General features: G+C 70.4%; 12 protein-coding genes. 6 read left to right on the forward strand and 6 right to left on the reverse strand.

All coding sequences use genetic code 11. The features are described from left to right. Nucleotides 1-375: 375 nt before the first annotated feature. A complete protein-coding gene (locus ORI60_RS40715; RefSeq protein ID WP_266043340.1) occupies nt 376-1,914 on the reverse strand; it encodes an alkaline phosphatase D family protein in 1,539 nt (512 codons plus the stop codon). Then, on the reverse strand, nt 1,914-2,420 hold the full coding sequence (locus ORI60_RS40720; protein ID WP_266043341.1) for a hypothetical protein: 507 nt from the start codon (nt 2,418-2,420) through the stop codon (nt 1,914-1,916). Before ORI60_RS40720 ends, ORI60_RS40715 begins: the two co-directional genes overlap by 1 nt. 282 nt (nt 2,421-2,702) lie before the next feature. Between ORI60_RS40720 and ORI60_RS40725 the strand changes: the two genes are divergently transcribed. Continuing rightward, on the forward strand, nt 2,703-3,098 hold the full coding sequence (locus tag ORI60_RS40725; RefSeq protein WP_090073948.1) for a DUF3040 domain-containing protein: 396 nt from the start codon (nt 2,703-2,705) through the stop codon (nt 3,096-3,098). A 70-nt stretch (nt 3,099-3,168) separates the two neighbouring features. Here the strand turns inward: ORI60_RS40725 and ORI60_RS40730 are convergent, their stop codons facing one another. From ORI60_RS40730 to ORI60_RS40740, 3 genes are read right to left on the reverse strand one after another with little or no spacing between them, the layout of a single operon-like run. Then, nucleotides 3,169-5,643 carry a transglutaminase TgpA family protein gene (locus ORI60_RS40730; RefSeq protein WP_266043342.1) on the reverse strand — a complete coding sequence of 825 codons (2,475 nt, stop codon included), beginning with the start codon at nt 5,641-5,643 and terminating at the stop codon, nt 3,169-3,171. Continuing rightward, a complete protein-coding gene (locus ORI60_RS40735; RefSeq protein WP_266043343.1) occupies nt 5,643-6,908 on the reverse strand; it encodes a DUF58 domain-containing protein in 1,266 nt (421 codons plus the stop codon). Before ORI60_RS40735 ends, ORI60_RS40730 begins: the two co-directional genes overlap by 1 nt. Before the next feature lies 1 nt (nt 6,909). Further along, the gene (locus tag ORI60_RS40740) at nt 6,910-7,962 is read right to left on the reverse strand and encodes an AAA family ATPase (protein ID WP_416234578.1); all 1,053 of its coding nucleotides are present in this window, start codon (nt 7,960-7,962) and stop codon (nt 6,910-6,912) included. A gap of 405 nt (nt 7,963-8,367) precedes the next feature. Between ORI60_RS40740 and mraZ the strand changes: the two genes are divergently transcribed. The 5 genes from mraZ to ORI60_RS40765 all read left to right on the forward strand — a co-directional run bounded on the left by mraZ (nt 8,368) and on the right by ORI60_RS40765 (nt 13,775). Then, nucleotides 8,368-8,799, forward strand: coding sequence for a division/cell wall cluster transcriptional repressor MraZ (gene mraZ / locus ORI60_RS40745; protein WP_030479478.1), 432 nt, complete (start codon nt 8,368-8,370; stop codon nt 8,797-8,799). Between the two features lie 167 nt (nt 8,800-8,966). Beyond that, a complete protein-coding gene (gene rsmH, locus ORI60_RS40750; protein WP_266043344.1) occupies nt 8,967-9,920 on the forward strand; it encodes a 16S rRNA (cytosine(1402)-N(4))-methyltransferase RsmH in 954 nt (317 codons plus the stop codon). Then, nucleotides 9,917-10,507, forward strand: coding sequence for a hypothetical protein (locus tag ORI60_RS40755; protein ID WP_266043345.1), 591 nt, complete (start codon nt 9,917-9,919; stop codon nt 10,505-10,507). Before rsmH ends, ORI60_RS40755 begins: the two co-directional genes overlap by 4 nt. Next, complete coding sequence (locus tag ORI60_RS40760) at nt 10,507-12,417, forward strand: peptidoglycan D,D-transpeptidase FtsI family protein (protein WP_266043346.1); 1,911 nt, start codon at nt 10,507-10,509, stop codon at nt 12,415-12,417. The genes ORI60_RS40755 and ORI60_RS40760 overlap by 1 nt, the downstream gene beginning before the upstream one ends. Nucleotides 12,418-12,731: 314 nt before the next feature. Further along, nucleotides 12,732-13,775 carry a putative glycoside hydrolase gene (locus ORI60_RS40765; RefSeq protein ID WP_266043347.1) on the forward strand — a complete coding sequence of 348 codons (1,044 nt, stop codon included), beginning with the start codon at nt 12,732-12,734 and terminating at the stop codon, nt 13,773-13,775. Here ORI60_RS40765 and ORI60_RS40770 read toward each other — a convergent pair. Beyond that, the gene (locus ORI60_RS40770) at nt 13,772-14,521 is read right to left on the reverse strand and encodes a universal stress protein (RefSeq protein ID WP_266043348.1); all 750 of its coding nucleotides are present in this window, start codon (nt 14,519-14,521) and stop codon (nt 13,772-13,774) included. The genes ORI60_RS40765 and ORI60_RS40770 overlap by 4 nt on opposite strands. Nucleotides 14,522-14,648 lie beyond the last annotated feature (127 nt).

The raw sequence follows: 14,648 nt of genomic DNA on the forward strand, positions 1-14,648 counted from the left end.
TGCCGGTCAGAACTGACGGTCAGAACTGACGGTCAGAACTGACGGCCGAACCGAGCGGCCCGAGCCGACGGCCGCAACTGACCACCAAGAGCTGTGCGGCCCGACCGATGGCTGGAACTGGCAGCCCGAGAGGTGCGGCCGAACCGCAGGGCCGAGACGAGCGGCCAAATCAGACTGCTGGAACCGACCAGCCAAGCTGACCACCGACCGGCCGACACCGACCGGCCGACACCGACCGGCCGACACCGACCGGCCGACACCGACCGGCCAAAACTGTCAGACCCGCTGAGTAGCATCGGATTCGGGGGATCCACCCTCCGGCCCACAGGCCCCAAGGCCCCCCGAATCCGAGCGTACTCACCAGGTCCGACAAGTTCAGGGACGCCGGTACTGCGCAGGCGACCCAACGGTGGCCGGGTCCTCGTAGCTCCCCGCCTTCCCCCGATCGACGTGGAACGTGGTCAGCGTCGACACCGGCGACGAGGCGTCCCGCCGGTCCCCGATCACCCTCATGTGCGTGGTGAACCGCTCGGGCGTCACCTCGTACACGTCATACCCGTACCTGTTGCCCTCGAAGTACTTCAGGTGCGGGTTCGCCGCTCCCATCACCGGGCCGTTCACCGCGTTCCACTCCGGCGAGTACGCGCCCGACGTGACCGAGTGCGCGGTGAACTCCGTGCCGATGACCGGCGACGAGACGTCGTCGAAGTCCGGCCGGATGTCGTCCACGAACGCCGAGTGCCAGTCGCCGGTCAGCACGACGAGGTCCTTCATGCCCTCGGCGGCGACGTGGCCGAGCACCTCGCGGCGTTCGGCCAGGAAGCCGTCCCACTGGTCGGTGAAGTAGTAGCCGCCGCCGGTGCGGGCGAGCTGGGACAGCATGATCGAGTTGATCCACACCTGCCACGCCTCGCGGGCGCCGGAGATGCCGTCCAGCAGCCACTTCTTCTGTTCCGCGCCCAGGATCGTGCCGCCGGGCAGGTTCTGCGCGGAGCGGTACTGGCGCAGGTCGAGGACGGTCAGGTCGACCAGGGAGCCCCACTGGCGGCGGCGGTGGATCTGCGGTTCGAGAGCGCTCCCGGAGCGGATCGGCAGGTGTTCGTACCAGGCCTGGTAGGCGGCGGCTCGGCGTTTCACGAACGGTGCCGCGCCCTCGGTGCCGCTGTAGTCGTTGACGACCTCGTGGTCGTCCCAGGTGAGGTAGAAGGGGTGGGCCGCGTGGGCGTCGCGCAGTGACGGGTCGCCCTTGTACAAGGCGTGGCGGCGCCGGTAGTCCGCAAGGGACAGCACGGCGGGGCCCTCGTGGTCACGCACGTGTGCGCCGCCGACCTGGCCGTGCTCGTAGATGTAGTCGCCGAGGTGCACGACGAAATCCAGGTTCTCGGCGGCGATGCCGCGGTGTGCGGCGTAGAAGCCGTCGTGGAACGCCTGGCAGTTCGCCGTCGCGAACCTGACGCGGGACACCGGGCCGACAGGGGCCGTGCGGGTGCGGCCCACGCGAGAACGCTTGCCCAGAGCCGAGAACTGGTAGAAGTAGGTGCGGCCGGGCCGGAGGTCCTGCACGGGCACGTGGACGCTGTGCCCCAACAGGTTCGAGGCAGCGACGCTTCCGCTCGCCACGCGCGAGCGCATCGTGCGGTCCAGTGCGATCGTCCACTCGACCTCGACGATCTCGGGCAGCGGCTGCTCGAACGCGAGCGGCTCGGGGGCCAGGCGCGTCCACAGGACCACGCTGTCCGGCAACGGGTCCCCGGAGCCGACGCCCAGCGTGAACGGCGCGGGGTCCCACGACGCGCCGAGGTCGAGGGCGGCCGCGTGGGCCTCGGCGGGGGACAGGCCTGCCGACAGCGGCCACACGGTGCCGAGAGCGCCGGCGGCGGCCGCGGCGCGCAGGAGATCACGTCGGTTCAGCATCAGCGGCCTCCGACCGTGAACGAGATGTTGTCCGCGTAGCCGTCGTTCGACGTACCACCAACGGATCGGGTCATCTGCAGCGTCACCACGGCGGTGCGGCTGCCCGGCGGCACGGTGCCTCGTGCCGACCGTTCGAGCAGGCCGGTGCGGCCGGAGCGCTCCTCCGCGGTCACCGGGCCGAGCACCACCAGGCCGCGCGGGGTGCCGCCGGCGTCGAGGAACTCCACCGACAGCCGGGCGCCGTCCTGTTGCGAGGCGTAGCCGCCGAGCCACGCCGACACCGCGAACTGAGACGATCGGCGCGGCAGGGTCACGCTCTGTCGCAGCGTGCTCAGGGGCGTGTCGCCGCCGCCGAAGAACGACGAGCCGCGCTGCGCCGGGCCGGGATCACCGGGCCCCGGATACCCCTGGCCCGTGTCGTACCGCAGCACGACGGGGGCGCCCGCGACGACGCGCCAGCCGCTCAGGCCCTGCTCGGCGGCGCCGTTGACGATGAGTTCGGTCATGCGGCTGATCCGAGCAAGCGGGGCTGTCGCGGACGGGGCGCACGGCCGAACGAGGTGTGAACGGAAGGCCACAAGGGGCTGGAACGAGCCTCACGAAGGCCTCACCACTGCCCCAGGAGGATGATGGTGACAGAACAGACCGTATGAGAAGGCCGACTGGCTAGTCGCCGGGGCGTGTGGATCGTATCCTGGAAGGTGACGTCCCCAGGGTGGGTCGTCCGCCGGGTTCGGCGGAAACCGAAAACACCCGGCGCCCGCGACCGCTGTGCCGGAGGAGGAACGATGCCACTCTCCGAGCACGAGCAGCGACTGCTCGACCAGATCGAGCGCGCGCTCTACGCCGAGGACCCGAAGTTCGCATCTACCGTACGGGGCGCCAAGTTGCGGCGGCCGTCCAAGCGACGCCGCGTGCAGGGCATCGTGTTGTTCGTGGTCGGCGTGGCCGCGCTCATCACCGGCGTGATGCTCCCGCAGCTCTCGATCGCCAGCATCCCCGTGGTGAGTGTCTTCGGCTTCCTGCTCATGTTCTTCGGTGCCCTCATCACCCTGACGACGCTGCGTCGCGGTGACCAGGTCGCCGAGGGAGCGCAGGAGGACGGCAAGCCAGCGCGCAGCCGCAGCTCGTTCTCCGAACGGATGGAAGAGCGCTTCCGCCGTCGCTTCGACGAAGAGCAGTAACCCGACCAGAGCTTCGAAGCGAAAGGGCCCGCCTCCCGGATGGGAGCGGGCCCTTCGCTCTGTCTCGCACCTACACCCCGACGGGCTCCCGCTCGGGCGTGGCCGCCGCCGGCGCGGGCGACGGCTTGACCACCGACTTGGGGAACAGCTTCGCCTTCAACGACAGCGGCGCGTTCTGCCGCAACGACTGCCGCACCGCGGCCACCGCGCCGGGCAGCGACGGGTCAGCGGCCGGGTTCGGGCTGTACCAGGACCGCTCGATCGCGCCGATCACCGTCCGCAGGCCGTCCTTGCCCGCGTCGTCCAGGTTGTGCTCGCGCGCCAACCGGCGGGCGGCGATCCGGATCGTCTCGGCGGCCGGCACGGGCGCACCGCGGTCGATCGACTCCGCCATGAGCTCCTTCCAGGCGGCCGAGGCCGCGCCGGGACCGAGCGCCATGACCGCGTGCAGGTTGTTCCGCCGCCGCACGCCCCGGATCAGCATCGGCGTGAGCACCACCCCGGCGATCACCAGCAGCGCCGCGAGCCACCACGACAGCAACGCCGCCGCGAGCCCCACGCCCATCAGCCACAGCCCGGCCGCGGCCGGTATCAGCAGCTTGCGGGCCCACGACACGCCCAGCAGGCCCGCGCTGACCACCCCGAGCAACGCGAGCACCAGCAGCAGCGACAGCAGCGCGGCCAGCACCAGCACGATGCCCAGCGCCCACAGGTGCCACGACGGCGGTCCCTCGGAGCTCGCCGCCGGCAGCCCCTGGTCGCCGTCCGTGCCGTCAGCCGACGTGGAGGCCTGGGCCGACCCGGTCGTGGAGGGGGAGGTCGACTCGGTCTGCGTGTTCGCGGTCGGCACCTCCTCCTGGCCCGGCGCGGTCTCGCGCAGGTACGGCGGCACGATCCCGCGGCCGTCGTTGACCGGGGTCGGGTCGAACGTCATCCAGCCGTAGTTCGGGAAGAAGATCTCGACCCACGCGTGGGCGTCCTCGGTGCTGATCACGCGGTAGGAGCCGTCCCCGGACGGGACGCCGGCGGTGAAGCCGATCGCCACCCGCGACGGCAGGCCCACCACGCGGGCCATCACGGCCATCGCGGACGCGAACTGCTCGCAGTAGCCGACCTTGCCCCGCAGCACGAAGTCGGTCAGCGCGTCCGTGGTGACGTCGCCGCCGGTCTTGAGGTCGTAGGTGAACCCGCTGGTGGGGCCGTTGAAGAAGGCCGTGAGCGCGGCCGCCTTGTCGAAGTCGTTCGTGGCGCCCTCGACGGCCTTCTTGGCCAGGTCCACGATCGGCTGCTCGACCCCGTCGAACTTGTAGTACTCGCGATCGACCGCGTTCGCCTGGGTGGGTGCCAGCCGCAGCGCCTGCTTCGACGGGGTGGTCATCACCGTGTCGATCTCGTACGCCTCCGGCTCGCGCTCCCGCTGGGTGTAGATCACGCCCTTCTTCGGGTCGAACTGGTAGTCGTCGTCCGGGGTGTCGATGCGGCGGACGGCGCCGTAGGTCGGCAGCCAGAAGCTCCGCCAGTCGCGCGGCTCGATGTTGATCCGGGTGGTCTTGCCCTCGCCGCGGTCGCCCGGCTGCGGCGGAAGCTCACCGCGCGCGGGCTGGCCGCCGGGAGGAGTGCCGCGCTCCCAGCCCTTGTTCGGCACGTACTGGGCGAGCGTGGACGCCCGCATGTACATCGGGTCGGTCATGCCGCGCACGTAGAACACCTCGGCGCTGCGGCCGCGGTTGAGCATGCCGCGCAACGACGTCATCTCGCTCAGGCCGATGCCGCCCTTGCCACCTCCACCGCCACCGCTGCCGGGCAGCCTGCCGACGGTGCCGACGAGCGTGAAGCCCGCGCCGACGACCAGCGCGATCACCATCGCGATCGCCGCCACCGAGGTCGCGGACCCGCCGGACCCGCTGGCCGACCCGGAACCGAGCCTGCCGCGCCACGCCTCGTGCCGGTGCTGGCCGTCGACCGCGAGCAGCATCGCGAACGCCGCCGCGCCCAGGACGAACGTCCAGAACGGCAGCATCTCGTCGGCCAGCGACGCGGGCACCGCGAACACGCACAGCAGCACCAGGCCGGACGCGGCCGGAGCCGCCGCGGCCACGGCCAGCGTGTCGACCAGCACCGCGACGAGGCCGATCGCCAGCACCACCAGCGCCTGGATCGCCGGCGACGCGTGCACCGGCGGTACCCCGGTCTGCACCTGCGTCACGGAGTCCGCGAGCACGTCGCCGAGCTCGCTCAGCGCGTCGGGACCGGGCAGGAACAGGAAGATGCCCGACCGCGTGTGCAGGGCCGTGAGCAGGCACAACAGCACGAAGACCTGGGCGATCGCGACCAGCGGCGGGGTCAGCCGGGTCGCCCGCAGGAACGCGCCGGTCACGGTGATCGCGACGATCACCACGCCGATGCGCACCAGCCACAGGTCGCCCTCGATCACGCCGGACAGCGCGGTGGACGCGCAGAGCACGGCCAGCGCCGCGATCCACGGCGTCGCCGAGGTGAACCACTCGGGCTCGGTGCCCTTCGAAGTAGCGGAACGGGACCCCATCAGCCCACCTCCGAGCGAAATGACGGGCCCCGGGTTCCGGCCGAGGCGCACAGCTCCTGCCACACCTGCTGCATCGAGGCGGACGGCTTCGCGATCGCCACGCCCCAGCCCGCGCCGCTCAGCAACCGCCGGGCGTCCTCGGGATCCGGGGCGGCGGCGTCGGTACCGCCCGACCACGCGTTCACGTCCAGCAGCACGGCGAGGCTGCGGGTGCCGCGCGGCCGGTACCGGACCAGTTCCTCCGCCGACGCCGGCGAGAGACCGCCGAGCACCGCGATGACCTCCTGACCCGCGCCGGGGTCCACGCCGCCGCTGAGCTCACGGCGGTGCGAGCCCTGCAGGGCCGCGAGCGCGTCCAGCACCACGTGGTCGCTGTGCCCGCCGTCGGACGACCCGCCCGCGAGCACCCGCCCGTCCTCGGAGACCAGGCGCACCTGGTGGCCGAAGTGGTGCAGGTGCAGGCAGATGGACGCCGCGAACGAGATGGCCCACTCCAGTGACGCCGTGGGCCCGCTGCCGCGGTGCGCGTACACCCGGTGGTCCAGCAGCACCGTCGTGCCGCCACGCCACGGCCGCTCCTCGACGCGCACCATCAGCTCGTCGCGCCGGGCGGTGGACCGCCAGTGGACCTTCCGCAGGTCGTCGCCCTGGCGGTACGGCCGCACGACCGCGTCGTCCTCGCCCTGACCGGCCCGCAGCCGCACCGAGCCGTCGTCGCCCGCGCCCATGCCGGACCCGCCGGGCAGACCCGCCAGCCGCACCACCCGCGGCACCACGACCAGCCGGGAACGGCCCGCGAGCTCGCGGTCGAACTCGGCGAGGCCGAACGGGTCGGTGATCCGCGCCATCAGCGGGCCGACCTGCTGGATGCCGCGCATCACCGGCTTGAGCGGGTAGCGCAACGACGTCGGCGTGTTGCGGGGCAACCGCTCCACGAGGAACCGCGGCCGCGCGCCCAGGGCGTACGGCACGGTGTCCTCCAGCATCAGCCCGCCCGTGGGCAGCCGGCCGGTGCTGCGCAGGTCGAGCTTCACCTCGGACGCCGCACCCACCGGCACCCGGCTCGGGGCGAGGAACCGGGCGGCGTGCAACCCCACCCGAGCCCTCGTCGCGAGCCACGCGGCCAGCAGGGGCAGCGCGATCACGAAGGCGGCGACCCGCAGCAGGTCGCGTTCGTTCAGCACCGCGGCGCACACTCCGGCTGCGAACCCCGCGGCCAGCAAGCATCTTCCGCGTGTGGTCAGACCGGAGAGTGCGGTGCGCATCTCAGCGTGGCGTCCCTGCGTTGTTGTTGTTCATGCTGCGGACGAACGCCGCGCTCGGGTCGAGTGCCGCGGTGGGCACCGGCACGCGCTGCAGCAGCGCCCTGATCAGCTCGGCGGGGGACCGGCGAGCGGCCTGCGCCTCGGCCGTGAGCACCAGCCGGTGGGCCAGCACCGGGATCGCCACCGCGTGGATGTCGTCCGGCACCACGAAGTCACGGCCGGCCAGCGCGGCCTGGGCGCGTGCGGCGCGGACGAGGTGCAGCGTCGACCGCGGGGAGGCACCGAGCCGCAGCTCCGGCAGGCGGCGCGTCGCCGAGACCAGCTCGACGGCGTACCTGCGGACCTCGGGGGTCAGGTGCACCCGGCGCACGGCCTCGACCAGCCGCAGGATCTGCGCGGCGTCCGAGACGGGCCGCAGGTCGTCGAGCGGGTTGTGGCCCGCGTGCTCGTCGACCATTGCGAGCTCGGCCTGCGGGTCCGGGTACCCGATCGACACGCGCGCGGTGAACCTGTCGCGCTGCGCCTCCGGCAGGGCGTAGGTGCCCTCCATCTCGATCGGGTTCTGCGTCGCGATCACCATGAACGGCGAACCCAGCGGGTACGTGTTGCCGTCGACCGTGACCTGGTGCTCCTCCATGCACTCCAGCAGCGCGGACTGCGTCTTGGGGGAGGCGCGGTTGATCTCGTCGCCGACGACGATGTTCGCGAAGATCGGACCTGGCCGGAACTCGAAGTCGTTCTCCTGCCGGTTGTAGATCGACGAGCCGGTGATGTCGCTCGGCAACAGGTCCGGCGTGAACTGCACGCGGCTCACGGTGCAGTCGATCGAGCGGGCAAGCGCTTTCGCCAGCGAGGTCTTGCCGACACCCGGCACGTCCTCGACCAGCAGGTGCCCTTCGGCGAGCAGCGTCACGAGGGCGAGGCGGACCACGTCGGGTTTGCCGACGAGCACGCGCTCGACGTTCGCGGCGATCCGCTGGACGGCGCCGTGCAACTCACCCAGAACCTGATCGACCGGCGCGTGACTGTTCGCGCTTGGGCTTCCCGGCGTCACTAAACCTCCAGCAGCCGTGTCCGGAACACGGACGTGTGAGCGTTTCACGCAGTGTGTCAAACCACGGCTAAGTGCCCTACACCTGCGGGCTACATCGGGTTCGCGTCACCAGTTTCCACCTTCCCCCACCATCTCGCCGTCACGCGCTGTTTTCGCCGAATTTTCTAGGCCGTTCGAGTGCTTATTCGGGGCTGAACACTCACCCGCGAAGGTGGTGACGCACCAGCTCCCCCACCGTCCCCCCACGCCATCACAAGGCGTCTACCAGGGCAAACAGGTCGCGACATGGTGTGCGGACACCTGTTTCAACGTTGACTGTGGTGAAAAGTGGGGTACTGTGGCGGCCGGTGGGGCAGACGGGGGCTCCACTGCCGGTCGCGTCGTCCGGCAAGGGAGGTGGTTGCCGTGTTCCTGGGCACTCACTACCCGCGCCTCGACGACAAAGGCCGGCTGACACTGCCTGCGAAGTTCCGGGACGAACTGGCGGGAGGTCTCATGGTCACCAAGGGCCAGGACCACTGCCTGTACGTGTTCCCCCGGGCGGAGTTCGAGCAGATGGCGAAGAAGGTCGCCGAGGCGCCGTTCACCAACGACGCCGTACGCGCCTATCAGCGTTATCTGTTCGCAGGAACGGACGAGCAGCGTCCGGACGGTCAGGGCCGCGTCCTGATCGCACCGGAACTGCGCCGGTATGCCGGGCTGACCAAGGAGTGCGTGGTCGTCGGCGCGTTCACCAGGATGGAGATCTGGGACGCGGCGGCCTGGCAGACCTATCTCGACGAGCACGAGGACGGCTACGCCACCGCTCGCGAGGAGGTCATACCGGGCGTCTTCTGATGGCGGTCAGCCGAGCAACAGGCCGGATGTTCCACACGCGATTCGGGTGCCGTGAGGCCTCGGTCCGCTCGACTATCGGCCCTGGCGCACCTTCCCCGGCGCCAGGTTCGACGGGCGGGCGGGGACCTGACGTCACCCGAAACGCGCATCAGGGGAGTAGAGGGACGATGGATCAGCCGCGGCACGTTCCGGTGCTGCTGGACCGCGTCCTGGAACTCTTCGCTCCAGCGCTCTCCGGCAAGCCCGCCGTCGTCGTCGACACGACGCTCGGCATGGGCGGCCATTCCGACGCGCTGTTGAGCGCCCACCCCGAGCTGACGCTCATCGGGCTCGACCGCGACCCGCAGGCCATCGAGATGGCCGGTGAGCGGCTCGCGCGCCACGGCGACCGCGTCCACCTCGTCAACGTCACCTACGACCACATCGACGAAGCCGTGGAAGACCTCGGTTACTCGCACGTGGACGGTGTGCTGATGGACCTCGGCGTGTCCTCGTTGCAGCTCGACGAGGAGGAGCGCGGGTTCGCGTACTCGAAGGACGCGCCGCTCGACATGCGGATGTCCAAGGGCACCGGCATGACGGCGGCGGACGTGCTGAACACGTACTCGCACGGCGACCTCGCGCGGGTCCTCTCCACCTACGGCGAGGAGCGGTTCGCGGGCAAGATCGCCTCCGCGGTGCTGCGCGAGCGCGAGAAGGAGCCGTTCACCAACAGCGGCCGGCTCGTCGAGCTGCTCTACGCCGTCGTGCCCGCGGCGTCGCGGCGCACCGGCGGACATCCCGCGAAGCGCACGTTCCAGGCGTTGCGGATCGAGGTCAACGGCGAGCTGGAGTCCCTGCGCCTCGCGCTGCCCGCCGCCCTGGGCGTGCTGGCCGTCGGCGGGCGGATCGTCGTGGAGTCGTACCAGTCCCTGGAGGACCGGATGGTGAAGCAGGCGCTCGCGGAGCTGGCGAAGTCCAAGACGCCGCCGGGCCTGCCGGTCGAGCTGCCGGGCCACGGGCCCGAGATCAAGTTGCTCACGAGGGGCGCGGAAGTCGCGAACGAGCAGGAGATCGAGGACAACCCGCGTGCGGCGCCGGTGCGCCTGCGCGCGGCGGAGCGGATCGGAGCACCGCGATGACGGCACCCGCACGGGTCGGCGGGCCGTCGCCCCGCGACCCCTCGAAGGACAAGGCCGCGCAGAAGGACAAGGCCCGGCGGCGGACCGCCGGTGCCGAGCGCGCCTACGCGCGGCGGGCCCAGCGCGCCTCGAACCTGCGGGGCGGCTCCGCGAACCCGCAGCAGAAGGCCGCCTCCAAGGCGCCCTTCGTCGTGCTCGTGATGCTCGTGCTGGGCGCGGGCGTCGCTGGGATCATGTACTTCTCCACCCAGGCCGCCGCCGACACCTACCGGCTGCAGGAGGCGCGGGCGGAGGCCGAGAGGCTGACGTTGCAGATGGAGCAGCTGCGCCGTGAGGTGGCGCTGCTCGAGTCGCCGACCGACCTCGCGCGCCGCGCCACCGAGATGGGCCTCGTCCAGCCGTCGAACCCGGCACGGCTGCGGCAGAACCCGGACGGCTCGATCGAGGAGTTCGGCAAGCCGAGCGCGCCGACCAAGTCGACGCCTCCGCCACCGCCGTCCTCCGAGCCGCCCGCGCCGCCGGCGTCCGGCCAGCCCCCGGCCTCCGGTCAGCCTCCCGCCGGCACGACTCCTCCGGCGGGTGGCTGATGCCCGGTCCGCAGCAGAGGGGGCCGCGCCGCCCGCTGTCGGTGCGCGGCTCCCGCCCTGCCGCAAAGCTGGGCGGCAACAGCAGGCTGCGCATCGGAGTCGGCCGCGTCCTGCTGATCGGCGCCCTGGTGATCGCGGGCGTCAAGCTCGTGCAGGTGCAGGGCCTGCAGGCGCAGGAGCTCTCGCTGCAGGCGCAGAAGCAGCGCACGACGCCCATCGACATCCCCGCCGAGCGCGGCTCGATCCTCGACCGCAACGGCAACCAGCTCGCGTTCTCGATCGAGGTGCGCGCGCTCTACATCCTTCCGCAGCGTGCGCGGAAGAACTGGGACGACGCCCACAAGAAGGACGAGAAGAAGTACCCGGGCACCTATGAGGACCGCGCACGCGAGATGGCGAAGTTCATCTCGTCGACGCTGGGACCCGAGGTCAACGGGGAGAAGACCGACGAGGAGACCGTCTACCAGCAGCTGGTGAAGGACATCTCCTACGAGGTCCTCGTCAGCGAGGCCGAGCCCGCCAAGGCCGCGAAGATCGTCGCGAAGTACCCGGCGGAGATCGGTTCGGAGTACCGCTCCAAGCGCATCTACCCCAACGGCGACCTGGCGTCGAACATCATCGGCGCGGCGAACTGGCGCCAGGAGGAGAAGCCGCCGACCGTCCAGGGCATCCTCGGCCTGGAGAACGCCCAGGACAACGTGCTGGCGGGCCGGACGGGCCGCCGCGTGGTCGACACGATGTCGGGCGACGACACCCTCGTCATCCCGAACACCGAGCGCGAGCTGGTGAAGCCGCAGCCCGGCAAGAGCCTCGAGCTGACGATCGACATCGACACGCAGTACGCGGTCCAGCGGATGGTCAGCGACTACACCAAGAAGTCCGGTGCCAAGAACGGCTCCGCCGTCGTGCTCGACAGCCGCACCGGCGAGATCGTCGCGATGGCCAACGACAAGACGTACGACCCGACGGACTTCGGTCAGGCCTCCGAGGACCAGAAGCGCAACACCGCGGTCGCCTACAGCTTCGAGCCCGGCTCCGTGAACAAGATCGTCACGGCCGCCGCGGCCGTCGAGTACGGCCTGTTCAAGCCGGACGACGTCCTGTCGGTGCCGGGGTCGATCAAGGTCGCCGACCGGACGATCAAGGACGCGTGGAACCACGGGACCGTGCCGATGTCGTTCACCGGCGTCTTCGCGAAGTCCTCCAACGTCGGCACGCTGATCGCCGCCCAGGAGGTCGGCAAGGAGCGCTACGCCGAGATGCTCCAGAAGTTCGGTCTCGGCCGCCGCACCAACTCCGGCGTCCCAGCCGAGGAGGCGGGCCAGGTCCCGCCGCTCGGCCAGTGGTCCGGCTCCACCTTCGGCAACCTGCCGATCGGCCAGGGCCTCTCGATGACGCTGCTGCAGATGACCGGCATGTACCAGGCCATCGCCAACGACGGCGTGCGCATCCCGCCGCGGCTCATCCGCGCCGAGATCGGCGAGGAGGGCGCGCGGTCGGAGAAGCAACGGCCCGAGGGCGTGCGCGTCGTGTCGCCGGAGACCGCGAAGACCGTGCGTGACATGTTCCGCTCGGTCACGCAGTCCGACCCGCGCGACGCGAACCAGAACGGCACCGGCAAGCAGGCCGCCCTGCCCGGCTACCAGATCGCGGGCAAGACCGGCACGGCGCAGCAGATCGACCAGAACTGCAAGTGCTACTCCCAGTCCCAGTACTGGATCACGTTCGCGGGCATCCTCCCCGCCGACAACCCGCGCTACGTCGTCGGCATCATGCTCGACGCGCCGACGGGCACCCCGTTCAGCGGGTCGGCCGCGCCGCTGTTCCACGACATCGCGACCTACCTGACCCAGCGGTTCCAGGTGCCGATGTCAGTCGAGCAGACCCCGTTCGTCCAGCTGCAGATGTAGCTGGGCGCGGCGGAAGCGCATTGTCGGCAGGAAGCGCCTGTCGTGCAAGTGATGTAAACCACGCCCAGGCGTGACACAAGGCATTTCTGTTTTGACAGTGAAAAACTTTTCGTAATGAGACGCAATCCATCACGTCTAATGCTCCCAAACCGGAGTGGCAAGGCGAGATGGGGTTCGGCGTGCGTTCATCCAGCATTTCGATCTTGGCGGGAGTTCTGGCGGTGACCATGGTTCCCGCAGGTCAAGCAGGTGAGAACGAATTGACGGCTGAGTCGTTTTGGCTCCACATGAACAGCACCCCCGTAAGCGATCAAATGATCGAAACCGAAGCGCGACGCCGTTCGTACGTGGTGCTGAACGCCTGGGAAAGCGATCTGGCCGCGAAGTTCAAGAAGGCCAATCCGAAGATCCAGACCTTCGTCTACAAGGATCTCTCGTCGACGCGCAGCTACGCGTGTTCGAACGGTGTCGACGATGCCGACCTGCCCACCGGCGTCGGCTACTGCGCGGCCGACCCGTCGTGGTTCCTGCGCGACTCCGCCGGCAACCGCCTCGAGTACGACGGCTACAAGGGCCACTGGCAGATGGACGTCGGCAACACCGCGTACCAGAACGCCTGGGCCGACAACGTGATCGCGTCCTCGGCCGAGGTCTTCGACGGCGTCCTGATGGACAACGCGCTGTTCGCCTGCGACACCTACCACGACGGCGTCTGCCCGGCCGCGTACCCGACCGACGAGTCGATGCGCGAGGCCTACCGCTCGATGCTCGCCGGCACCCGGCAGAAGTTCGTGGACGCGGGCCTCAAGACCGTCGCGAACATGTCGAACGCCCGTCTGCACGACGGCGCCTGGAACTCCTACGTCGAGCACCTCGACGGCGGCTTCGACGAGTGGTGGCTGACCTTCGGCGACGAGGACCTGCTCTCCGAGTACCCGCAGGGCTGGAGCAGGCAGATCGAGGAGATCACCGCCAACGAGGCCAAGGGCAAGATCACCTGGGTCCAGCCGCACCACAGCGGTGCCGAGCAGCCGTTCCGCTACGCCTTCGCGAGCTACCTGCTGGCCAAGGGCGAGCACGCGGCGATCTCGGAGATCGACCGCTACGACAACCCCTCGCAGTGGCGCACCGAGTACGACTGGGACCTCGGCACCCCGCTCGGCGCCCACCACGAGATCGCGAAGAACGTGCACCAGCGCGACTTCGAGTGCGGCACCGTGATCGTCAACGCCAACAGGACCGGTAGCGCGCCCGTGACGATCAGGCTCGACGAGACGCAGACCAACGAGACGGGCGCGCCGGTGACCTCCGTGGCCTTGCCGGGCACGACGGGAACAGTGCTGCGCAAGGCCTGTTAGAGCGTCGCGCGGTCGTCCTGCAACGGCTCCGGCCGGGCCACCAGCACGGGGCAGGACGAGTGGTAGAGCGCCGCCCGCGTGATCAGACCGACGCCGTCGTGCTGCCCGCCGCGTCCCACGACCACCAGGTCCGAGTCCAGTTCGGCCAAGGCCTCGTGCGGATGCCGTGACTCCACCAGCACCTCGGGCGTCAGCTCGGGAGCGGTGGTGCGCAGGAACAGCACGGCCCGGCGGACCGCCGCCTCGTCCCGCGGCACGGTCGCGCCGTGCTGGGCCGGCGGGTGGACGTGCAGCAGACGCAGCCTCGCTCGGCGGGTGCGACAGAGCTCGACCGCGCGCCGCAGCACGACCGGGTCCTCGCACCCGCCGACGGCAGCGGTGATCCAGCCGTGTTCGCCGCGGATCGCCTTGGGACGGCCGCGCACCACCACGACTCCGCACCGCGCGCGGCGCAACACCGGGAGGACGAGGGAACCCAGCCCCAGGCTGCGGTGCTGTTCGCCTTTGCACCCCAAGACCAAGGTCGCGCTGGAGTCCGACGCCCTCACCAGTGCGGCCACCGGGTCGTCTCCGCTCGGGCGGAAGTGGGCGGTGAGCATCGGGAGCCGTTCCAGGACCCGCTGGACCGTCGTGTCGCCGGGGTCCGCCAGGAACACCTGCAGATCCGTCCTGAGCGACCACGCGTGCCGCGCGGCCCACTCGAACGCGTGGTACGCGGTTTCGGACGCGTCCACCCCGACCGTCACGGAACGACTGAAATCCGGTGCCCAGAAGGAAAACCTCCTGGGCTGCACCGCCGAGCTGGTTCTCATCGCCGCCTCCTGCCGCCTTCCACCTCACCGCAGCCGCACGAGCGCTCACAGGGCACTAAGT

This window comes from Lentzea sp. NEAU-D7 (assembly GCF_026242055.1).
Taxonomy (GTDB): domain Bacteria; phylum Actinomycetota; class Actinomycetes; order Mycobacteriales; family Pseudonocardiaceae; genus Lentzea.